Source organism: Flavihumibacter profundi (assembly GCF_020076305.1).
Taxonomy (GTDB): Bacteria; Bacteroidota; Bacteroidia; order Chitinophagales; family Chitinophagaceae; genus Flavihumibacter; species Flavihumibacter profundi.
On record NZ_JAIQXE010000001.1, the window covers coordinates 1,274,843 to 1,296,853 of the forward strand.

Here is a 22,011-nt window from a genome sequence, read left to right on the forward strand (position 1 = left end):
GTTTGATAATACAGTATAAACGAAACGAAAAGCAATATGTTATCTGATTCCACCACAATACACTTCAATAAATATGCCCTAATTATTGCTTTTCTGATTACAATACAAAGCTATGCACAAATCCAGCCTACAAGCGCGGCAGACCGTCTTAAAGGATTGCAAAAGCGTGAGTTGCTGGCCAGGCGGAGCAATATCCCTGATTTGGGCTTCCGGAATATCGGGCCTTCCATTATGAGCGGCAGGGTTGTAGATATAGAAGCAAATCCTGCTGATCCTACGGAATTCTACCTGGCATATGCCACTGGAGGATTATGGTATACCCAAAATAACGGGCAATCCTTTAAACCGATTTTTGACAGTGAGCAGGTAATTGGTATTGGGGATATAGCTATTAACTGGAATGCAGCGCAGCGGGTAATATGGGTGGGAACCGGCGAGGTGAACAGCAGCAGGTCATCTTATGCAGGCATTGGTGTGTACAAAAGTACCGACAACGGCCAGACCTGGGTATATACGGGTTTACCGGAATCACACCATATCGGTAAAATTCAATTACACCCATCAGATCCAAACATAGCATGGGTAGCAGTTCTGGGACATTTATATTCTTCCAGTAAAGAACGCGGTGTTTATAAAACCACAGATGGCGGGAAGACCTGGCTACAAACTTTATTCGTAGACGGGAATACAGGTATTGTTGACCTCGATATCAATCCTGGAAACCCTCAGGAATTATTTGCAGCTGCCTGGTACAGGACGCGCCAGGCCTGGAATTTCGAGGAAAGCGGCAGCAGCAGCGGTATATATAAGTCTGCGGATGGGGGTAACCATTGGCAGCTGGTAAGTGGTGCAGGATCGGGTTTTATTCAAGGCAAAGGAACAGGCAGGATAGGATTAGCAGTTAGTGCCAAAAATCCCCATACCGTTTATGCAGTCGTAGATAACCAGTTCCCTTTGCCCGATACCGGGAAGGTTTTCGCGGATACAATGTACCAGTTGAAAGAATTAAAGGGGCTGGACAAAGCAGCTTTTGCCAGGCTGGATAACGATAGGCTGAACCGGTTTCTAAAAGCAAATCAGCTACCTGAACAATATACTGCGGAATCCCTGAAGGAAATGGTGCAGAAAGACCAGGTTAAACCAACTGCATTATATGACTACCTTTTTGTAGACGATGGTTTTCAGAATAAATCAATTACCGGCTGTGAAGTATATCGCAGCGATGATGGCGGAAGTACCTGGAAAAAGACCCACATCAAACCAATTGGCATATTTTCTTCTTATGGTTATTACTTCGCCAGGATTTACGTATCACCTGTAAATACTGATAAAATTTTTATCCTTGGATTTAATGCGCAGCTATCTGAAGATGGCGGAAAATCATTTCGAACAATTGATAAGGGCAATGTCCATGCAGACCATCATGCTTTGTGGATAGACCCAAACAAAGACAGCCATATTATTGATGGAAATGACGGAGGCTGCAATATCAGTTACGACAATGGAGATAACTGGTTTAAAGCCAATACACCACCTGTTGCACAATATTATGCCATCGCTGTAGATAGCGCTAAACCCTATAATGTTTATGGAGGCCTGCAGGACAATGGAAGCTGGTTTGGTCCTTCTACCCATGAAGAAGATGCCGGCTGGATTGATAGTGGTGAATATGGATTTAAAAGACTAAATGGCGGGGATGGCATGCAGGTGCAGGTGGATACCCGTGATAACAATACGGTATACAGTGGATTCCAGTTTGGCAATTATTACCGCATTAACCTTCAAACCAGGACTTCCCAATATTTTAAGCCAAAGCATGAAATGGGTGAACTCCCTTTACGCTTTAACTGGCAGACCCCCATTTTGCTCAGCATGCACAATCCTGATATTTTATATATCGGTTCGAACCGGTTTCACCGGTCCATGGATAAGGGTGAACGACTGCAAACAATCAGTGCAGACCTCAGTAATGGCGGGCATCCGGGAGATGTGCCTTTTGGGACCATTACTACCATCAGTGAATCTCCGTTCCGTTTTGGCCTTCTATTTATTGGCACTGATGACGGGAATATACAGGTAAGCAGGGATGGCGGCTACAACTGGACGGTCATTGGCAAACCAACAAAAAAAGAAGCGGGGCTACCACAGGGACTTTATGTTTCAAGGGTTATTGCGAGCAGTTGGAAAGAAAGCCGCGTTTATGTAACCCTGAATGGCTACCGGAATGATCAGTTCGATGCTTATTTATTTGTTAGTGAAGATTATGGCAATACCTGGAAAAGACTGGGAAATGACCTGCCAATGGAACCAATAAATGTAATCAGGGAAGATCCGCAGTCCGAGCGAATTATTTATGTGGGTACTGATGGAGGACTTTATGCCAGTATTGATAGCGGGTTAAGCTTTATGTTATTAAATAAAGGGCTGCCAAAATCAATACCGGTACATGACCTGGCCATCCAAAAAACTGCCAATGAAATTGTTGTGGGAACGCACGGCAGAAGTTTATATATCGGAAAGCTGGATGCACTCCAGAAGCTAGCCACAGGGGTTCATTAAAGACCTGATAAAAACCGGATTGCCAGTTCATAACCTTTTAATCCAAGGCCACATATGGTTCCGGCTGCTTTGGCAGAAACATGGGAAATATGGCGGAACTCCTCCCTTGCATGTACATTGCTTATATGCACTTCAACAACCGGGGCTTGTATGGCTGCGATGGCATCCCCTATAGCAACAGATGTATGTGTATAACCTGCAGGATTTAAAACGATGCCTTTTACGGAAAAGCCCACCCGCTGGATTTCATTAATCAATTCCCCTTCCACATTGGATTGAAAATAACTGAATTCCACTTCAGGAAAACTTATACGGAGGGCTTCAAGGTATGACCCGAAATCCTGTGACCCATAAACCCCGGGTTCCCTTTTTCCCAGGAGGTTCAGATTTGGTCCATTTATGATAGCAATTTTCATCTCCATAAAAATAAACAAACAGGCCTAATAATAAATAAATTTAAATATCAAGCCTGTTAATTTAGAAGGTCCAACCTAAAACCTGCTATGTTACGGACGTTTATAGTAATCAATTAAAACAATCCTTTTAAAATCGCTCAAAAATCCTTCATCAACAAATTCAACGTCTCCCCCACTTGCCAATACTTTTTCAATAATATCATCTATAGCATCCTTAATATAGAAAGCATTGTTGGTTGCAGGATCATAACCAGAAAATTTTCCATCACCAGAAACAAGCTTAGCAGGAAACATATAGTTTTTTTCCACAATTAATAACCTTCCTTTCTTTTGAGTTGCATCTTTCCAGACATCCCTTATGCCAATAGCCACCTTACCTGCACCCATAGCATCATCAATCTGCTTCATCAGGTTATGCTGCAACAATTTTTTCCAGTCAGTTACATAGGGATCCATTATTGCTTTCAGTTCCACTTCGGACTTGTCTTCGAAATTGCCGTGGATATATTCAATAACATGCTTCGTATTATGTGATATGCTTTTGAAATGGCCAACTGTCTTCTCAGTTCCCATTACAAAAAGCGGCAATTTATACGCCTGCAAAACATGGCTGAGGCCATTATCCGTATGCCGTAAAAACTTATCGAGTAATAATTCCTTTCTTGCATTCGCGTCAGAGAAGTTGGCTACTTTTTCAGGAATCTCATTAATATATGCGGAAATATGATTTGGCACATTCAGCACTACGGGGAAGAAATGGATAGTGTTACCCAGGAATATTTTAGTGGCCTTATTGCTTAATACAACAAGCAGGTATTTATGGATTTCCTTCTTACTGTAAATCAGGTCACGGATTTCAAAAGAGTCGTCAATTACAATTTTTTCTTCGAGTGGAATATCGAGGTAATATACTTTCTCAAAAACAGGTGATATAAAAATTGCAATACTCTTTTTATGGGTATTATAATCCAGTGACTTAAGCAAAAATCTCAGGCTCTTCATAACACATTCAACCCTTTCTTCGGTATATAAACCTTTTAGTTTTCGCTCAATTCTGTCAGCTGCATTATCAAGCTTATAGGAAAGCTCAGTTTCCAGGCACATTTTAGGTTCAAATGGCATGATCAGTGAAATACAAGGAAGGTACTCAGGTGCTGTTAAAACTTCTTTGTATTCTTCAGTTAGGCTAAGTGGCATAATCATTGAATTTTACACTACAAAATTATTCTACCATGCCAACCCAGCCTATGATATCCATCACCCTTGTGCGTGATTGGCCTCATACGCCATCTATTTCATGAACCATGCATAGGTAACACTTTCATGGACCTTCACCAGGAGGAGGCAATTCAGTTGGTGGTGTTTCAAAAGGATTATCGTCTGGAATGTAATCAGGATCCTCTTCCGGCAAAGGTTCAGTTTCAGGAGCATCTTCAGGATTCAATTCAGGAGACCGGATGGGTGGTTCAACTTCTGCCGGGTTTTTAGGTAATTTTTTCTTTGGCATAAATTAATATTCTTTAGTAAATAATTAACGATACAGATTCAATGTATAAACAACAGCCAAAGCAAATTAAATTCAATTGGAAAATCAATGAGGACAGTTATTTTGTTTCCTGATATATGTCATTAATGGCTTAATGTCTGTCCCTTATATTTGAAAATATAAAACCAAAAAACTATGGCAAACAATAGCTCTACCATCACAAACCTGCACAATTTGCTGGATTATGACGCGCAATCATTTATTGCTGCTGAAGTTGCCTTAAAAAATTCATTGCCTGAATGGATAAACTGGGCTGGTTCGTTACAGCTTAAAGCGGTACTGCAGAAATATCTTGGTTTTGTTGAACAGCATATTGTAAAAATGCAGGATTTTTTTGATGAGGAAGAAATCTCGACGCTAAGCCTGAAAAACAAGATTATGCAGGCATTTATTGAGGAAACAGGGGAGAAAATTTCCCTTTGCGCTGATATTGAAGTTAAAGATGCCTGCCTTTTAGCCTGTATACAGGCAATAAACCATTTCAAAATCAGCACCTATGGCACGGCAGCAGCATTTGCCAGGGCACTTGGAAAAGAAAAATCAGCCAGTATATTCCATGAAATTGAGGTCAATGAAAAACAAATTGATGACCGGTTATCACAGCTAGCTGAATTTGAAATCAATACTAAAGCAAAGTCACCCATTTACCTGCCTTAAGCCGACCCAATAATATAAACTATTATTTACATAGGATAAGTTTCGCTGAATGCAGATCTTACAAGCAGGCTTGTTTATTTTGGTGAAATATCCATAATTTGTACCCATTGCCAAAATAACAAAATGAAAAAAATAATTATTTCCTGCGCAGTCCTTTTTATTTGCTCTTTATCTGTTTGTGCACAGCAGAAACAGCACAAAATTGTTTGGGATCTTGAAAGTGCGGATACCGCAGATTACAGGGGTATAATCCGCCAGATAAATAATGTATTAAAAGTTGCACCGGACGCAAGGATAGAAGTAGTATGCCACGGTCCGGCAGTTTATGCCCTGATAGACGGAAAAACAAATATTAAAGATAAGATTGATGAATTAAAGGCATCCAAAAATGTCGTATTTGCAGCCTGTGCCAATTCCCTGAAGCGGTTAAACCTGACACCGGAGCAGGTAATACCTTCGGCAATTGTAGTGCCTGTATCCATATTGGAAATGGCCGGGAAACAGGAAGAAGGCTGGAGCTACATTAAATACTGATACTTCGAATTTTTATAGTCAGGCTTCCCTAACCAGAGTCAGGAAAATTGGTGATTGTCCTCATTGAACGGAATTTTAAAGAATTGTTCTTTTGCGTAGAATTCAAATATTTTGATCATCCTTAAATTTGAAATTTTATGAAAAGCGATATAGAAATTCAAAGAAATGTGATGGAACAATTAAGGTGGGAACCTTTTTTAAATGCTTCAGAAATTGGGGTAGCTGTTAAGAACGGGATTGTTACATTATCGGGCCATGTTGATTCATACTCCAAAAAAATCCATGCGGAGAAGGCAGCAAAAAAGGTATCGGGAGTAAAGGCAATTGCAGAAGAAATCCAGGTAGGCTTATTCCCAAGCTTCAGGAAAACTGATAGTGAAATTGCTGAGGCGGCAATTACTGCCTTGAAATGGCATACAATGATACCTGAAGATAAAATCAAGATAAGTGTTGAAAATGGGATTGTAACCCTTGAAGGTGAAGTGGAGTGGGAATACCAGCGGACACAGGCGAAAATGTCTATTGAAAACCTTAAAGGCGTATGGTCTGTTACGAACCTGATTACTATTAAACCCAAAATTACACCTGGTGATATTAAGGTAAAAATCAATTCCGTTTTTCAAAGAAGCGCAACATTAGATGCTTCGAAAATATCTGCTGAAGTCATTGGCAACAAGATTATACTGCAGGGAAAAGTAAGGTCATTTGCGGAAAAAGAAGATGCAGAGTGTGCCGCCTGGTCAGCACCCGGAGTTACAGCTGTCGAAAACAGGCTTTTGATAGAGGAACCGGAATATTCTTTTGAAGATTAATTTATAATTGCTGGTGCATTACAAAATATGCCGCACCTAACAAAGGTGCCTCGGTATTCTTAATGACTTTAACCGGAACATTTTTTAATACATAATTAAGCCTGCCGCTTTGGCAAAAGGAATTATTAAACCGAAACACTTCAAATAATTCAAGTATTTGCGGGGCAATCCCTCCACCAATAAACAAGCCTCCTATAGCTTTTAATTTCAGGACAAGGTTTGCTGATTCATATGCCAGGTAACGAATAAAATATTCCATGGTTTTATAACAAAGTTCACTTGCTTTTACATTGCTGCTGATAACAGCAGGAAGATCAGCCTTTTCCAATAATCCGTTCAACCAGTCAGGTTCGTTTATACTTTTTACATCCCTGAAAAACTTGTAAATATTGAATATACCAGGACCACAGATCAGGCGCTCCCAGCTTACATGGCCAAATTGTTCCTGCAAATGATTGAGCAACTCAATATCCAGTTTTGTCCTCGGCGCAAAATCACAATGACCGCCTTCTGTTGCAAAAGGGTGATAAACACTTCCGTCATTATAAAGTCCTGCTTCCCCGAGCCCGGTTCCAGGGGCAATTATTGCTGCATTGCCTGCCTGGCCTGGAATCCCCTTTTGAACAACCACACAATCAGTTTCAGGCAACAAAGCCAATCCATAAGCCATTGCCTCCAGGTCATTTACCAGGCAGGGATTATTTAGCCCGATTTCTTTGGCCAATAATTGCTCATCTATTTCCCAGTTCAAATTGGTAAGCATGGCTTTCCCGTTTATTACCGGACCCGGCACGCCAATACAAACCCGATCTGGCTTTGACCAACCCTTTAAAACCTCTTTTAGCATCATGGCTGGCTCCGGAAATTGCCGTGTAATGAATTTCATTTTACTTATTTCCATTAACTGCTTATTTACAACCCGGTATAGTGCCAGGTTTGTTTTCGTTGCTCCAATATCGCCCGCAAGAATTGTAAGGCCGTTTGCCCTCCCTAAATCCCCGGAAGTATATTTTAGTGGCAGTAGCATAAGCTTAACTTTTAAAGAGGCAGGTACGGATGATAAATATCACGACCGCTTTTTGATTTTTTTAATCGCTTCATCAATAAGTAAAACCTGACCCTTAATAATTTTATTCCGGGCTTCCGCAACACCAAACCATGCGGCGCGGTCAATTTCTGGAATGGTAATTATTTTACCGGATTGCGGGGGCCATTCTAATTCAATACTGTTGCTGATGATTTTTCCAGGGTCTATATCCTGTAACACTAACCATGCATACACTATTTTCCCGCTACTTTGTTTTACAGGAGTTAATGAAATGCCGACAGAGGCAATATCTATACCCAGTTCTTCTTTTACTTCCCTTAATGCAGCTTCAAAAAGGTTTTCACCTTCTTCCAGTTCACCTTTGGGTATAGACCATACATGTTCATTCTTATTTGCCCAGAATGGCCCACCGGGATGAACCAGGAAAAATTCCAGTTCATTATTCAGAAACCGGTAAAATAATATACCCGCACTTCTTTTTGGCATCAGATTCCGCATTATTTAAACCACTAATCAAACTACCCTAATGCTACACAAAAGAACAAAAAGTCATAACCGGACTTATTAATAACCGGCAAACCAAACAGCACATTCCCATATTAAAGTAAGCAAAAAATATATGGTTAGTTTATGTAATTTTAGTAACCTATGACCCCATCGTCCAAAAAACCAGTCTCCTCCCTACATATAGCAGCCATTGGTGCCTCTGCCGGCGGATTTGATGCATTGGAGAAACTGTTCTGTAATTTGCCTGCCGATATTTCAAATATTGCTTTTATAATAGTGCAGCATTTGAGCCCAAATAATAAAAGCATGCTGGTTCAATCACTCAGCAGCCATACTAAACTAAAGGTTGCGGAAATCAAAAATACCACAACGGTAAAAAACCGAACTATATATATAAAATCGCCCGATTATGAGATTGCAATAAAAAAGGGAAAGTTGTATCTCTCGAAAGCTTTATCCAAAAAAGCGCACAGGCCTTCTATCGATGCATTATTTAATTCCCTGGCAATTGACCAGAAAGAAAATGCTATTGGAATAATACTATCAGGAACTGGCAAAGATGGAGCCAAGGGTATTAAAGCGATAAAAAAAGCCGGGGGTGCAGTACTTGTCCAGGAACCGGAGACTGCCAGGTACAATGGCATGGCGTTGGCGGCAATTGAAACGGGGTTGATTGATCAAATATTACCTCCGGAAAAGATAGGCCAGCAATTAATCAGAATAACATCAGGGGAGAAAAATAAAATAAAACCAATCCAAAACAATCAAGGAGAATTAAAAAGGATTAAGGAATTAGAGCAAAAATTAAAATCAGCCAATGAAAAAATAGAACAACAAACAGAGATGCTCAGGATAGCTGGCGCAAATGTTACGGCTATGCTTGGGAATAATATGCAGGCGATTATTTTAACAGACAAAAACTGTAAAATCATTGCATTTAATATTATTAGTACAGATATCTTGAAAAAAATCTGTGGATCAACAATTTCCGTCGGCAATAATTTAATGGACCAGTTATTGAAGTGCAAAGCAGATAGTTTAGTAACTGCATTTAAAACCGCCATAAAAGGAACTGAAACAACAGGGAACTACGAATTCCCTCTTAAAAATGGAAAATCAAAGACATACCTATTCAATTTCAGCCCGGCTCTGGACTTGAATAAGGAAACTGTAAGCGTCTCTTTCAGCCTGCTTGATGTAACTGAATTACAAAAAACAAAAACAGAATTAACCAAATCCGGTATTTTAATTGATGCTGTATTTCACACCGCAGATATTGGCTTTGCAGTACTGGATGAAAAAGCCCATTTTGTAAAAGTAAATGACGGACTCTGCAAATTATTAGGATACACGCCAAATGAATTAATTCAAAAACCATTTTTACAAATAATACCGGGTTCAGAAAAAAAGGAAGCATTAGCGCAACACAAACAATTCCTGACCGGAAGTGTCAACAATATTGAAAGAACCCTGCTAAGCAAAGTTGGCAATACGTTAAACTGTTTCCTAACAATTAATTTGTTTGTGGATAACGATGGAAATAAATTCATTATAAAGACGATCCGGGATATTTCTGAAAGCAAAAAATTTAAAGACTTATTACAGGCGGCAGAAAGTGCTGTTCATATGGGTGGCTATGAGTATGACCTCCCCGCAGACAGGATGATTTGGACAAAAGAAATGTATAACATTTTCGAAGTGCCGGAAAGCTTTGGACCAACAATAGAAAAAACAATAAAGCTGTTCCCAAAAGAATCCAGGGGTCAAATTTCCAGTTTATATGCAGAAAGTTTCAGGACTGGAAAAAACTTCGACACCGAGCTTATTTTGGATCCCAGGGTAAAACCTGAGAAATGGGTTCGGGTAACCGGAACGGTAAAAAAATCAAAATCAAAAATCAGTAAACTAATTGGAACAGTACAGGATATAACAAGCAGAAAACGGGACGAATACCAATTAAAACAATTATCCTTAGTAGCAAGTAAAACAAATAATGCAGTAGTCATTACAGATGCTGCAGGAAAAACCGATTGGGTTAATGACAGTTTTACCAAAATAACAGGATATACTTTTGATGAATTGATTGGAAAAACACCTGGGGAAATGCTGCAGGGGCCTGAAACAGACAAATCGGCAATTGAAAGAATCAGTAATGCCCTGAAGAAGAAATTACCCATTACTGAGGTTATAAGAAATTATCGAAAAGATGGCACCCCAATCTGGCTGAATATGGATATAGCCCCGGTTATCCAGGACGGTAAGCTATTCGGATTCATTGGCATAGGCATTGATATAACAGAATTAATAGAAGCAAAAGAAGTCCAGAAGACAAAAGAAACCCTTGAGCGGCAACAAAGCCTTTTCAGTTCTATTGCAAAAAACTTTCCCGATGGCATCATTGGTGTTTTAGATAAAAATTTCAGGTACATTTTTGCAGGTGGCACGGAAATAAAAAAACTTGGATTAACCCCGGAACACCTTATAGGGGAGCATATTTTTGATTCACTTTCCAGGAAATTAAACAGGCATTCAGAGACTTTTTTCAGGAGAGCCCTTGAAGGCCAGAATGTGGTATTTGAGGAAACCCTTCAGGGTTCCGATTATTTAATTAATGCAGTACCGCTTTCCTATAAAGAAAGCAGTCCTGAACAGATATTGGTTGTTTTATATAATATAACAAAAAGGAAAAAAGCAGAGAGCGAACTTTGGCAGGCTTTAACCAGGCAAAAAGAGTTAAATGACCTGAAATCCAAATTTGTCGCCATTGCTTCACACGAATTCCGGACCCCATTGAGCGGAATACTTTCCTCAGCTTACCTCATTTCAAAATACAGTGCATTAAACGAAGATGAAAAAATCCAAAAACATATAGAAAAAATCACTTCTTCTGTACATTCCTTAACCGATATATTAAATGATTTTTTATCGATTGGTAAAATAGAGGACGGTAAAATGAAAAATCATCCTGAAGAATTTGATATTGTTGAGTTTTGTGAAAATCTCACAGATGAGATCAGGCTTTCAGCTAAACACGGACAAACTATTATATACCAACAAACCGGAGATACCAGGAAATTCCTTTTAGATAAGCAACATTTAAAACACGTATTAACCAACCTGCTTTCAAATGCCATAAAATACTCCGGGGAAGGAAAAAATATCTGGCTCAGCTCAAACTGTGCCGAGGGAAATTTGCAATTCGTGGTTAAGGACGAAGGCATTGGAATCCCCCAGGAAGACCAGTCCCACCTTTTCGAAACATTCTTCAGGGCAAACAATGTTTCCAACCTGCAGGGAACAGGAATGGGGCTTCATATTGTAAAAAAATACCTCGAAATAATGGGCGGTTCAATACAATTCAGCAGTAAAACAGATCAAGGGAGCACTTTCACCATTCAATTTCCGGCTCGGGCAACCGCTGTCATTTAATCTTTTACAGACCAAATCCATAGTAAAAAGAACCTTGAACTCCGGGATAAATACCTTCTAACAATACACCACCTTTCTTGTTTTTCAGTTCCTGAAGAAACTCGCTCGTATTATTGACCGGCTTACTATTAATTTTTGTGATCACAAACCCTTCCTGCATATTGGTTTGCCTGGAAATAGATCCTTTTGAGATTTTTGAAACCAAAACCCCACCACTTATTTTCAAACTCTTTAATTCTTCAGGGGATAGATTTTCAATTTCTATACCCAGGGTTTTTAAAATCTCCGCACCATATTCCTGTTGAACCTGGGTTTCCTGCGCCGGCTTTAAAGTGACTGTAATTGCCTTTTGCACCCCACCCCTTATGATAGTAAGTACCAGCTTTTCACCAGGTTTTTGCCTTGCAATATATTCCCTGAATTGCGGTACAGTTTCAATATTATAGGCATTCACTTTAATGATAACATCTTTTGGCAGTATTCCGGCTTCCATTGCTGCACTACCCTTCTGAATGCTATCCACTAATACACCGGCAGAAGCAGTTATACCAAGCTCTTTTGCTTTATCCCCATTCATATCACTAATAATAACACCAAGGTAACCACGGGATACTTTTCCATAGCGCAGGATATCATCAATTACTTTCTTGACCATTTCAACGGGAATGGCAAAGGAATACCCTGCATAAGCACCTGTCGGAGTTGCAATGGCAGAATTAATCCCGATCAGCTTACCTTCTATATCAACGAGGGCGCCCCCACTATTTCCCTGGTTAACTGCAGCATCCGTCTGGATATATGATTCAACAGCATATCTTTCAGTAAGCAGGTTAATATTCCTAGCTTTTGCGCTAACTATACCCGCTGTAACAGTGGATGCCAGGTTAAAAGGGTTCCCTACCGCCAGTACCATATCGCCCACCTCAACTGAATCTGAATTACCAAATTGGATAAACGCCAGCCTTTCTGCATCAATTTTGACCAGTGCCAGATCAGTTGCAGGGTCTTTACCCACAAGTTTTGCAATGTAGCTTCGGCCATCATGTAAAACAACTTCTATTTTTTGGGCTTCATTGACGACATGGTTGTTTGTAACAATATAACCGTCATCACTGACAATAACACCAGATGCGCTGCCATACATTACTTTAGGGGCATTCCCTTCCGGGAGCGATATCCTGCCAAAAAAATCATCATTAAAGAAATCATCAAAATAATCGGGGAGTCCATTCCTTTCAACAGCAGGATAAACAGACTTAATATGCACAACCCCAGGTGTAGCTTTCCTTGCGGCATACCGAAAATTAAAACCGGGTTTCTCAGCAGCAACCCCTTCATTTTGGGTTGTACCCAATGCTATTTTTTGCTTTTCCTCAAAAGTGGTTTTCTTTTCCACCACAACAGGTACCGGGCTCCTCTTCTCCTGTCCGCGGCACCCCGGAAAAAGCAGTATGGAAAGCCCAATAAGTACAATATATTGTTTCATATCACCCTACCTCCAGTTGACAGCTTGATTAACAATTAAATAGCATCTGCAATAATCAACGATCTGTTATCAAAGCTAGTTCCTGAAATGTATCACAGACAATGAAACAGGTCATGGTTTTTTATGATACTCATCATTTTCAATTGGATTTAATTGCCCGGAAAAACACTGACCATAATCAACCAAAAAACAAATAAGAATCATTAAATAAGGATTTCATTGTATATAGATTTGTATTATAAAAGGGTAAGCTTATGAAAAACACAATTCTATATGAATCAGCATGTTCCATTTACCCGGGGGAATACACACCTTTATTAAATGAGGAAGAAGTATTAACCGAACTGAACCAATTACAAAGCAACAATGTCATTTTACCCCCTGTAAATATTTCAGATGAATCAGATATTTTTAAAATAGAGTTAGCTATACCCGGCGTAAAAAGGGAAGACTTCCTCGTATACGCCAATGAAAACGTGCTGTCAGTAAGTGCAATCCATAAAGTTGCTGAGTCTGCAACACTGAATGAAATGAAAATGCATGAATTTGATAACCAATATTTTGACCGGCATGTTATTTTACCATCAAATGTTGATCCTGAATTTTCCATAGCGGAATACATTTCCGGCATACTTTATATATTTATTTCTAAATCAAATGCGCTGGTAAATACTCTCCGGACCAGGATACCGGTGTATTAAACTTTAACAACCCTGACTACCATCACTTAATTGAATATTGTACTTAGTATAATTTTACTTTGGTTTTTCATAGGATATTGGATAATTATTAGGGCCGGATTTCTATCTGGCCCTATTTTTTTTATAATGGAAGCATGGCTGACTACAATCAGAAAAAACTGTGAGTCCCATCATTTATTAAAATAAATAGCCGAATTATCTTGGAGCTGAATTGAAAGGGAAATGAATTTTCCCTGACTGGTAAATAATCCGCTACGAAATGTATTCGTTTAATTGTTTTTTTTAAATGTACCCATATGAAACTCGATTTTGAGAAATATGCAGCAGAAGGAAATGAACTCATCAACCTGATTGCTGAGGAAATGCAGGTCCCAAAAGATAAAGCAGGGCGTTTAATACAATTGGTATTGCATGCCTTACGAAACAGGATAAGTATCGGGGAATCCATTCAACTTGTTTCTCACCTGCCTATGCCTTTGAAAGGGGTTTATGTTGATGGCTGGAAAATCCGTGATAATTATAAACGTATCAAACACCTAAGGGATTTTATTGATGAAATGAATAAAGAAAGCAGTAAAATGCAGGCTTTTGATCTTATCAATGAAGAAGAAACCGTTGAAGCCTTAAAAGCTGTATTCCGAACCATTAACAACTTCAATAATGAAACGAAGGCGAATGAAGTAAACAATATTCTTCCCGAAGAATTACAACAATTTATTTTAGAGAATTAGGAAAAATAAAATTTATGTCCAGCCCATTATACATGGAAGAGCCGCTGCACAGTCATTTCCAGTCAGAAAATGGAAGCTTAAGACGAATATTGGATTTTATTACCGAGGAAAACTTAAACCTTAAACACAGGCTTGCCGATGTTATAAAAAACCTGGCAAAAAACGACCTGGGCATACTTGAAGAGATAGAATATTTCAATAACCAGTTTGCTGAAGAAGACGAATCCATTAAGTCAATGGCAAGAAAAATATCTGACCATGAAAAATTACTGATCCGCGAAATTTATGGTCACGGTATTGGAATTTCAGAAATTAAAAGAAAGCAGGATATACTGCGGGATGAAATGGAAAAAACAGAAATCCATTTCAATAAATTAAAATATGCTTTCAATTTTTATGTAACAGGAATTATGTGAAAGAAAATAGTGCCGAATTAATTTTCGGCCATTTTAATTCAGGAAACTGTTGAGTTTTTTCTCATTCAAAATGGTTATTGCACCATCCTTAATTTCAATCAGCTTTTCATTCTTAAAATCACTTAAAGTCCGGATTAGCGATTCAGTAGCAGTTCCTGCGATCGTAGCCAGGTTTTCCCGGCTGATATCTATAGAATAAGTCCCATTGTGGGCATTATTATACTTATTGTAAATAGCCATAAGTGCATCGGCCACTTTTTTCCGGAGAGAATTGTACGCAAGTTTCAGCAGGTGCTCCTCTTTCTCTGAAACATTCCTGGCAAGGAGTTGAATGAATTTCCTGCTTACCTCGCGATTTGAATTGATTAATTCTTCAAATTCCTCCTTGGGTATTACTGTTAACTCAGCGTCTTCCATAGCCTCTGCTGTTTCTTTGTAATTGGTATTTTCCAGCAGGGCGATGTATCCAAGGAAATCACCTTCATTGTATAAATCAACAACCAGTTCCTTGCCATCATCATTTGTTTTATACAATTTCACTTTCCCTTTTTTCAAATAAAACAGGCAGGTTGGCCGGTTCCCTCTTGAAAAAATAATTTGTTTCTTTTTATACTTGTTAGTGTTTCGATCGTTAATGAGTTCCTGTAGCTTATCAGTTTCACCGGCAGCATCAATTAATTGTTGCAAACCATTCATTTCCCCTTTTAATTCCTTTTTCAGGAGGTCAACTTTATTCAACCTGCTTTCAACAGCAGTTAATAATTCAGTACCGCTGAATGGTTTGGTGATATAATCATCGGCACCGAGCTCCATGCCTTTCCGGAAATCCGTTCTTTCAGATTTAGCAGTTAAAAAAATGAACGGGGTATTTTGTGTAGATGGGTTCTTATGTAACATATGCAGCACACCAAAGCCATCCAGCACGGGCATCATAATATCGCAGATAATAAGATCAGGTTTTTCTTTTAAAGCTATTTCAACGCCTAGCTTGCCATCTTCTGCTGTAAGCACTTTATAATTGGCCAACTCCAGGATTTCAGCGGTATTAGACCGGATATTTTCATTATCCTCAATTAATAGAATTTTTTTCATGACAGGCTTTTAGGTAAATCTGGTATCGATACCCAGACTATCATCTGGTAATTACTAAAATACTGAATTTATACCTGAAAATCACAGAAAATCACCACTGCCGCAATGTTTTTAAATAAGGGATGCACAAAAAAAACGGCACTTGTAAGGTGCCGCTTTTTTTTAATTTTTTGCAGATTTAATCATTCCGATAAATTCATCGAAGAGATACCTGCTATCGTGCGGTCCGGGTGTACTTTCCGGGTGGTATTGCACTGAAAATGCTGGTTTACCCTTTACCCTTATGCCCTCAATGGAGTGGTCGTTCAGGTTCACATGGGTTATTTCAATATGGTCGGCTTTCCTGACTGCTTCGGGGTCAACACCAAAGCCATGGTTCTGCGTTGTTATCTCACATTTCCCCGTTATCAGGTTCTTAACAGGGTGGTTAAGTCCACGGTGGCCATGGTGCATTTTAAAAGTTGGGATACCATTTGCCAGGGCAAGCAACTGATGGCCAAGGCAGATACCAAAAGTGGGTTTATTTTCCGCAATAACATCTTTTACTGTCTGTATAGCGTAAGGCATAGCAGACGGGTCGCCGGGACCATTGGAGATGAAATAGCCATCGGGGTTAAAGGCTTTCAGGTCGGCCAGGGTTGCTGCAGCCGGGTAAACCCTTACATAGGCGCCCCGATCAACCATACAATGCAGTATATGCTGTTTAACGCCATAATCAAGTACGGCTATACGTATAGCACTACCGGGATCTCCCATTTCATATGGCGCATCTGTAGTTACTTTACTGGCAAGTTCCAGTCCGCCCATGGAAGGCACATCTTTAAGCAGTGCTTTCAATTCATCTACATTTTGAATAGCAGAAGATATGATACAATTCATAGCACCCTTTGTGCGCACTTTAGCAGTAAGGGCACGGGTATCAACTCCTTCGATGGCAACAATATGGTTGGCTTTAAGGTAATTGTCGAGTGACCCCTGCGCCAGGCGCCTGCTGAACTGTTCTTCAAGGTTCCGGGCGATGATGCCCCGCACCTTTACAGAGGAGGATTCAATATCCTCATCCTTCACACCATAATTGCCAATATGTACACTATTCATGATAATAACCTGCCCGAAATAACTTGGGTCGGTAAATACTTCCTGGTAGCCCGTCATACCGGTATTAAAGCAAAGTTCACCGGTAGTTGTACCAATGCTTCCAAAGGCTTTACCATAGTGAACTGAACCATCTTCGAGTACGAGGATTGCTTTTTGTTGTGGAGCGTTCGACATTTTAATAAATGGAAATTTTGCAAATATCACGAAAAAAAAGGCAGAATGGAAAACCATTCTGCCCTTATTGAAAAATCAATCATTCATCCTTTATTCTGCTGCTTTGTCTTCAGTGGATGGGGCAGGTGCTGCCGGAGTTTCGGTAGCGGCTTTTTTACCACCACGACGGGTTCTCTTAGCAGGTTCAGCTTTAGTTTCAGCTGTTTTGCCATACACTTCGTTGAAGTCAACCAGTTCAATCAGGGCCTGTTCTGCATTGTCACCAACGCGTGCGCCGAGTTTGATAATACGGGTATAACCACCGGGACGGCCAGCTATTTTCTCTGCAATTGGTCCGAAGAGTTCTGCAACGGCTTCTTTGTTTTGAAGGTAACTGAATACTACCCTGCGGTTGTGTGTATCATTTAATTTTGCCTTTGTGATCAGGGGCTCAGCAAACACACGCAATGCTTTGGCTTTAGCCAGGGTGGTAACAATACGCTTGTGTTCGATCAGGTTGATAGTAAGGTTGGCCAAGAGGGCCTCGCGGTGGGCTTTCTTACGGCCCAGGTTGTTTTGTTTGTCTCCGTGACGCATGACTTTAAGTTTTACCGGCTGCACCGGGTCAGGAATTGCAGCCTACATTATAAAAAAAGGTGAACGGTAAGCGGTAAACGGTGAACGGTTGACTTCCGTTCACCGTTCACCGTTCACTGTTTACCCGTATTAATCTTCCTTATCAATACCCATTTTCGCGAGGTCCATGCCGAAGCTCAGACCACGCTCGTGCAATACCTGCTCAATTTCAGCAAGGGATTTCTGACCGAAGTTGCGGAACTTCATCAGGTCTTCCTGCTCGTACTGAACCAGTTCGCTGAGTGAGTTGATCTTGGCAGCTTTAAGGCAGTTAAAGGCACGCACAGAAAGATCCAGGTCTTCCAGTGGGGTCTTCAGCACTTTACGCAGCTGCAGGGTTTGTTCGTCTACCAGGTCTTCTTTCTTTTCTTCCTTATTATCGAAAGTGATGTTCTCATCAGTGATGATCATCAGGTGCTGGATCAGGATACGGGAAGCCTGTTTAACAGCTTCTTCCGGATGGATAGTACCATCGGTTGCCACGTCCATGATCAGTTTTTCGAAATCTGTCCTTTGCTCCACACGTGTATTTTCAATGCTATACTTCACATTTTTAATGGGCGTATAGATAGAATCGATAGGAATAAAGCCCAGCGGGGCATCTTTCAGTTTATTGTCTTCAGCCGGAACATAACCGCGGCCTTTGCCAATGGTCAGTTCAATTTCCAGCTTTGCAGAAGGATCCATGGTGCAGATCAGCTGCCCGGGGTTCATGATCTGGAAGCTTTGGGTGCCTTCCTGGATCATACCGGCAGTGAACTCGCTCTTGCCTTTAATATGCAGAACGATCTTCTCATTGGTAACTTCTGTATCAATAGTTTTTTTGAAACGAACCTGCTTCAGGTTAAGGATGATATCAGTTAAATCTTCTGTAACGCCCTTAATGGTGGCAAATTCATGGTCAGCCCCTTCAATCCTGATACCCACGATAGCGAATCCTTCCAATGAACTCAGCAATACCCTGCGGAGTGCATTACCAATGGTTACACCGTAACCAGGTTCCAATGGACGAAATTCAAATTGTGCTTCAAAATCATTTGCTTTTTGCAATACGATTTTGTCGGGTTTCTGAAAGTTTAAAATGGCCATTTGTATGTACGATTTACGTTTTGTAAGTTCCGAAATTGGTTAATGATTATCCACTATTACTTAGAGTACAGTTCGACGATCAGTTGCTCCTTGATATTCTCAGGAACACTTTCCCTTTCAGGGTACGCGATGAATGTACCGGTCATGGTGGTTTCATTCCAATCGATCCAGTTAAACTTAGGGTTTTTTCCACGCACTGCGCTGGTCAAACCTGTTTTCTCTGTAGCAGTTGGTTTAAATGTAATGATATCACCTGCTTTCAACTGGTAAGATGGAACATTCACTACATCGCCATTCACCATGATATGCTTATGGCTCACCAGCTGGCGTGCAGCCGGACGAGAAGGGGCAATTCCCATACGATAAATAGTGTTATCCAGGCGGGCTTCCAGCAGTTTGATCAGGTTCTCACCGGTAACGCCTTTACGACGTGCGGCTTCTTCAAATGTCCTGCGGAACTGGCGCTCTAATACACCATAAGTGTATTTGGCTTTTTGCTTTTCACGGAGCTGCAGGGCGTATTCACCCAGGCTCTTGCGCTTGCGGGCAGCACCATGCTGTCCGGGAGGGTTGCTGTTTTTGTTCAGCCACTTACCATTTCCCAGGATGGGCTCACCGAAGATTCTTGAAATTTTGGTCTTTGGACCAGTGTAACGTGCCATATCAACTTGATTTTTTAGTTACGGCGCACAATCGGTAAAAATCGTAAAATAAATTGTGCACCCAGTGTTTAAAAATAGAAATCCAAAACCCAAAGCCGGTTTTTGGCCTTGGGTTTTGGTATATCAAAAAGAATTATACGCGGCGTTTTTTCGGCGGACGGCAACCGTTATGCGGTAACGGTGTAACGTCTTTGATCATCACCACTTCGATACCGGATTGTGATAGGGAGCGGATAGCACCTTCACGACCAGAACCAGGTCCTTTTACAAAAACGTCTACTCTTTTCAAACCAGCATCCAGTGCGGTTTTAGCAGCGTCTGATGCAGCCATCTGGGCGGCATATGGAGTGTTCTTTTTAGAACCCTTAAAACCCATTTTACCGGCAGAAGACCAGGAAATAACCTGACCATTTTTATTGGTCAAGCTGATGATGATGTTGTTAAAAGTAGCAGAGATATGGGCATCGCCATAATGGTCTACTTTAACGATTCTCTTTTTGGCGGCAGCTTTCGCTCCACCAGCCTTAGCACTTTGTTGTTGTTTTGCCATGACAGATAATGAGGTAATCTTTTCTTTACTAATTATTCCTGTTACACATGCAGCAGGATTGTGACGCTCCTCCCCCTCCTAAGTTTGGATCCGGTAGCGGCACTATGTCTTATTTCTTAGGAGCCTTTTTCTTACCAGCAACAGTCTTGCGCTTTCCTTTACGGGTACGGCTGTTCGTTTTGGTACGCTGACCACGAACAGGCAACCCTTTACGGTGACGCAAACCACGGTAGCAGGCGATATCAAGCAAACGCTTGATGCTCATCTGTACCTCAGAGCGAAGCTGACCTTCCACCTTAAACTCATCGTTTATGGTGTTACGGATAGCGGCCAATTCATCATCGTTCCACTCATTTACTTTCTTCTCAAAACTGATATTTGATTTGCTAAGAATGTACTGGGCAGTAGAACGGCCAATACCGAAGATGTAGGTCAGGCCTATTTCCCCTCTTTTGTTTTTTGGTAAATCAACACCGGCAATACGAGCCATAATCTGATTCTATTTTCAATTTACTAATGACTGATTCAGGACAAGCAAGGATTACCCTTGTCTCTGCTTGTAACGTGGATTTTTTTTGTTAATCACGTACAGCTTGCCTTTTCTTCTCACGATCTTGCAATCAACGCTGCGTTTTTTGATCGATGCACGAACTTTCATGATGCTATATTATTTATATCTGAAAATAATCCTACCCCTTGTCAAATCATATGGACTCATCTCAACCCCTACCTTGTCGCCAGGCAGGATCCTGATGTAGTGCATCCTCATTTTTCCTGAAATGGTGGCCAGTATTTCGTGGTCATTTTGCAGCTTAACTTTGAACATTGCGTTCGAAAGTGCTTCAACAATAATTCCATCCTGTTTAATGAGTGCTTGTTTTGCCATACAGATTTTGGGAGCGCAAAGATAGGATTATTTACTACAAATCAGAAAAAAAGGGCAGATTTTCCCTTTTTTCTAATGAAAATGTAGCAATTAGTTATCAAATATAACTTAAATCAGGGCTTTCAGGGCAATCAGTCACGTTGCCAGCCCGATTGGCAGGCTAATTTCTACCCAGTTCCACCTTGGTCATTGCATAATAATGATTCTGCAATTCATGAACATTAATTGGATGCTTAATGTGGCGTCGGTCTTCCCGGTACCATATCTCGAAATCATCAAATGCCCCTTCTGACGGCAATTGAATCCGGAATGGGCCTTTTTTATATTTAACGCCGCCCTGGCCCATCACCTCCTTTTCAAAATTCAGCTTAACCAACTGGTCTTCACTAAGGGGTATCGGTTTCAGGTCTTCGGGCTTGAACCAGAAGTCCTGCACTTCAGTCTGCACGCAAACTTCCTTATCCTCGGCATTTAATTCGTTTACAATTCCCTCCCACAGTTCTCCTTCATATTGGGCATATACATAATCGCCCGGCTTCAATTCGTTGAATTTGATCATATGGCAAAAAGTTTCACCTAATATAGGAAGAAATGGTGAATAGTAAGCGGTGAACGGTAAACGGTGAGCGGTGAGCGGTGAGCGGTAAAAAGATTACTGATAGGATGTATCAATATTGGCAGGGGTAAACCGGATTATTTACGCTAAAGTATTGATAATCAGATTATATCGATTTTTCATATTGCTCGGATATGGGTTTTTTAACCCTGATTCATGTGTAAACCATGTGCCAACCATGTGCCATCCTGCGTAAAATGGCCTGTTTTAGCATGGTTGGCACATGGATGGCACATGGATGGCACATGGATGGCACATGGTTGGGACATGGTTGGGACATAGTCCGGATGGTCCTGAAACAGCCATACAGGTTAATAAATAAATCCTGGAAATATCCCTTCAGCATTCCCTTCTTCATAATAATTTGTTAACGAACTGTATGCAATA

Annotated in this window: 25 protein-coding genes; 8 read left to right on the forward strand and 17 right to left on the reverse strand. The window is 40.5% G+C overall.

Going from position 1 to position 22,011, the window contains the following annotated elements; all coding sequences use genetic code 11:
• Positions 1–36: 36 nt before the first annotated feature.
• Positions 37–2,559: a hypothetical protein gene (locus LAQ65_RS05455; RefSeq protein ID WP_224115932.1), complete on the forward strand. Its 2,523-nt coding sequence runs from the start codon at positions 37–39 to the stop codon at positions 2,557–2,559.
• Here LAQ65_RS05455 and aroQ read toward each other — a convergent pair.
• The 3 genes from aroQ to LAQ65_RS05470 form a co-directional block, all read right to left on the reverse strand.
• Positions 2,556–2,975, reverse strand: coding sequence for a type II 3-dehydroquinate dehydratase (gene aroQ / locus LAQ65_RS05460; RefSeq protein ID WP_262901403.1), 420 nt, complete (start codon positions 2,973–2,975; stop codon positions 2,556–2,558). The two genes, LAQ65_RS05455 and aroQ, sit on opposite strands and share 4 nt — an antisense overlap.
• Before the next feature lie 90 nt (positions 2,976–3,065).
• On the reverse strand, positions 3,066–4,172 hold the full coding sequence (locus LAQ65_RS05465) for a baeRF3 domain-containing protein (protein ID WP_224115934.1): 1,107 nt from the start codon (positions 4,170–4,172) through the stop codon (positions 3,066–3,068).
• 124 nt (positions 4,173–4,296) lie between these two features.
• Positions 4,297–4,482, reverse strand: coding sequence for a hypothetical protein (locus LAQ65_RS05470; protein WP_224115935.1), 186 nt, complete (start codon positions 4,480–4,482; stop codon positions 4,297–4,299).
• A 174-nt stretch (positions 4,483–4,656) separates the two neighbouring features.
• Here LAQ65_RS05470 and LAQ65_RS05475 point away from each other — a divergent pair, with 174 nt between their 5' ends.
• The 3 genes from LAQ65_RS05475 (at position 4,657) to LAQ65_RS05485 (ending at position 6,524) form a co-directional block, all read left to right on the forward strand.
• Positions 4,657–5,178, forward strand: coding sequence for a YciE/YciF ferroxidase family protein (locus LAQ65_RS05475; RefSeq protein WP_224115936.1), 522 nt, complete (start codon positions 4,657–4,659; stop codon positions 5,176–5,178).
• Between the two features lie 123 nt (positions 5,179–5,301).
• Positions 5,302–5,712 (forward strand): DsrE family protein, encoded by a 411-nt coding sequence (locus tag LAQ65_RS05480; protein ID WP_224115937.1) that lies wholly within the window; start codon positions 5,302–5,304, stop codon positions 5,710–5,712.
• A 137-nt stretch (positions 5,713–5,849) separates the two neighbouring features.
• Positions 5,850–6,524 carry a BON domain-containing protein gene (locus LAQ65_RS05485; protein WP_224115938.1) on the forward strand — a complete coding sequence of 225 codons (675 nt, stop codon included), beginning with the start codon at positions 5,850–5,852 and terminating at the stop codon, positions 6,522–6,524.
• 1 nt (position 6,525) lies between these two features.
• Here the strand turns inward: LAQ65_RS05485 and LAQ65_RS05490 are convergent, their stop codons facing one another.
• Both LAQ65_RS05490 and LAQ65_RS05495 read right to left on the reverse strand, forming a co-directional pair.
• The gene (locus LAQ65_RS05490; protein ID WP_224115939.1) at positions 6,526–7,551 is read right to left on the reverse strand and encodes a glucokinase; all 1,026 of its coding nucleotides are present in this window, start codon (positions 7,549–7,551) and stop codon (positions 6,526–6,528) included.
• 39 nt (positions 7,552–7,590) lie between these two features.
• Entirely contained in the window at positions 7,591–8,058 is a 468-nt protein-coding gene (locus LAQ65_RS05495) for an NUDIX domain-containing protein (protein ID WP_224115940.1), read from the reverse strand.
• 162 nt (positions 8,059–8,220) lie between these two features.
• Between LAQ65_RS05495 and LAQ65_RS05500 the strand changes: the two genes are divergently transcribed.
• Entirely contained in the window at positions 8,221–11,508 is a 3,288-nt protein-coding gene (locus LAQ65_RS05500; protein WP_224115941.1) for a chemotaxis protein CheB, read from the forward strand.
• 4 nt (positions 11,509–11,512) lie between these two features.
• On the opposite strand, the gene LAQ65_RS05505 is transcribed toward LAQ65_RS05500, so the two are convergent.
• Positions 11,513–12,994: a Do family serine endopeptidase gene (locus tag LAQ65_RS05505; RefSeq protein WP_224115942.1), complete on the reverse strand. Its 1,482-nt coding sequence runs from the start codon at positions 12,992–12,994 to the stop codon at positions 11,513–11,515.
• 254 nt (positions 12,995–13,248) lie between these two features.
• Between LAQ65_RS05505 and LAQ65_RS05510 the strand changes: the two genes are divergently transcribed.
• The 3 genes from LAQ65_RS05510 (at position 13,249) to LAQ65_RS05520 (ending at position 14,842) form a co-directional block, all read left to right on the forward strand.
• Positions 13,249–13,695, forward strand: a complete 447-nt coding sequence (locus tag LAQ65_RS05510; protein ID WP_224115943.1) for an Hsp20/alpha crystallin family protein — start codon at positions 13,249–13,251, stop codon at positions 13,693–13,695.
• A 296-nt stretch (positions 13,696–13,991) separates the two neighbouring features.
• A complete protein-coding gene (locus LAQ65_RS05515) occupies positions 13,992–14,426 on the forward strand; it encodes a DUF2267 domain-containing protein (RefSeq protein ID WP_224115944.1) in 435 nt (144 codons plus the stop codon).
• A 14-nt stretch (positions 14,427–14,440) separates the two neighbouring features.
• Entirely contained in the window at positions 14,441–14,842 is a 402-nt protein-coding gene (locus LAQ65_RS05520; RefSeq protein ID WP_224115945.1) for a hypothetical protein, read from the forward strand.
• A 33-nt stretch (positions 14,843–14,875) separates the two neighbouring features.
• Here the strand turns inward: LAQ65_RS05520 and LAQ65_RS05525 are convergent, their stop codons facing one another.
• From LAQ65_RS05525 to LAQ65_RS05575, 11 genes are all read right to left on the reverse strand, one after another.
• Complete coding sequence (locus LAQ65_RS05525) at positions 14,876–15,934, reverse strand: response regulator (RefSeq protein WP_224115946.1); 1,059 nt, start codon at positions 15,932–15,934, stop codon at positions 14,876–14,878.
• Positions 15,935–16,096: 162 nt separating this feature from the next.
• Positions 16,097–17,206 carry a glutamine-hydrolyzing carbamoyl-phosphate synthase small subunit gene (gene carA / locus LAQ65_RS05530; RefSeq protein ID WP_224115947.1) on the reverse strand — a complete coding sequence of 370 codons (1,110 nt, stop codon included), beginning with the start codon at positions 17,204–17,206 and terminating at the stop codon, positions 16,097–16,099.
• Between the two features lie 90 nt (positions 17,207–17,296).
• On the reverse strand, positions 17,297–17,782 hold the full coding sequence (gene rplQ, locus LAQ65_RS05535) for a 50S ribosomal protein L17 (protein ID WP_224115948.1): 486 nt from the start codon (positions 17,780–17,782) through the stop codon (positions 17,297–17,299).
• 129 nt (positions 17,783–17,911) lie between these two features.
• Positions 17,912–18,910, reverse strand: coding sequence for a DNA-directed RNA polymerase subunit alpha (locus tag LAQ65_RS05540; protein ID WP_224115949.1), 999 nt, complete (start codon positions 18,908–18,910; stop codon positions 17,912–17,914).
• A gap of 56 nt (positions 18,911–18,966) precedes the next feature.
• Positions 18,967–19,572: a 30S ribosomal protein S4 gene (rpsD, locus tag LAQ65_RS05545; RefSeq protein ID WP_224115950.1), complete on the reverse strand. Its 606-nt coding sequence runs from the start codon at positions 19,570–19,572 to the stop codon at positions 18,967–18,969.
• A 133-nt stretch (positions 19,573–19,705) separates the two neighbouring features.
• The gene (gene rpsK, locus LAQ65_RS05550) at positions 19,706–20,122 is read right to left on the reverse strand and encodes a 30S ribosomal protein S11 (RefSeq protein WP_224115951.1); all 417 of its coding nucleotides are present in this window, start codon (positions 20,120–20,122) and stop codon (positions 19,706–19,708) included.
• 109 nt (positions 20,123–20,231) lie between these two features.
• Complete coding sequence (rpsM, locus tag LAQ65_RS05555) at positions 20,232–20,612, reverse strand: 30S ribosomal protein S13 (protein ID WP_224115952.1); 381 nt, start codon at positions 20,610–20,612, stop codon at positions 20,232–20,234.
• Between the two features lie 51 nt (positions 20,613–20,663).
• Positions 20,664–20,780, reverse strand: a complete 117-nt coding sequence (ykgO, locus tag LAQ65_RS05560) for a type B 50S ribosomal protein L36 (protein WP_214457077.1) — start codon at positions 20,778–20,780, stop codon at positions 20,664–20,666.
• Positions 20,781–20,789: 9 nt separating this feature from the next.
• Positions 20,790–21,008, reverse strand: coding sequence for a translation initiation factor IF-1 (gene infA, locus LAQ65_RS05565; RefSeq protein WP_039128617.1), 219 nt, complete (start codon positions 21,006–21,008; stop codon positions 20,790–20,792).
• Between the two features lie 160 nt (positions 21,009–21,168).
• On the reverse strand, positions 21,169–21,567 hold the full coding sequence (locus LAQ65_RS05570; RefSeq protein WP_224115953.1) for a hypothetical protein: 399 nt from the start codon (positions 21,565–21,567) through the stop codon (positions 21,169–21,171).
• A gap of 211 nt (positions 21,568–21,778) precedes the next feature.
• Complete coding sequence (locus LAQ65_RS05575) at positions 21,779–21,982, reverse strand: hypothetical protein (protein WP_224115954.1); 204 nt, start codon at positions 21,980–21,982, stop codon at positions 21,779–21,781.
• Positions 21,983–22,011 lie beyond the last annotated feature (29 nt).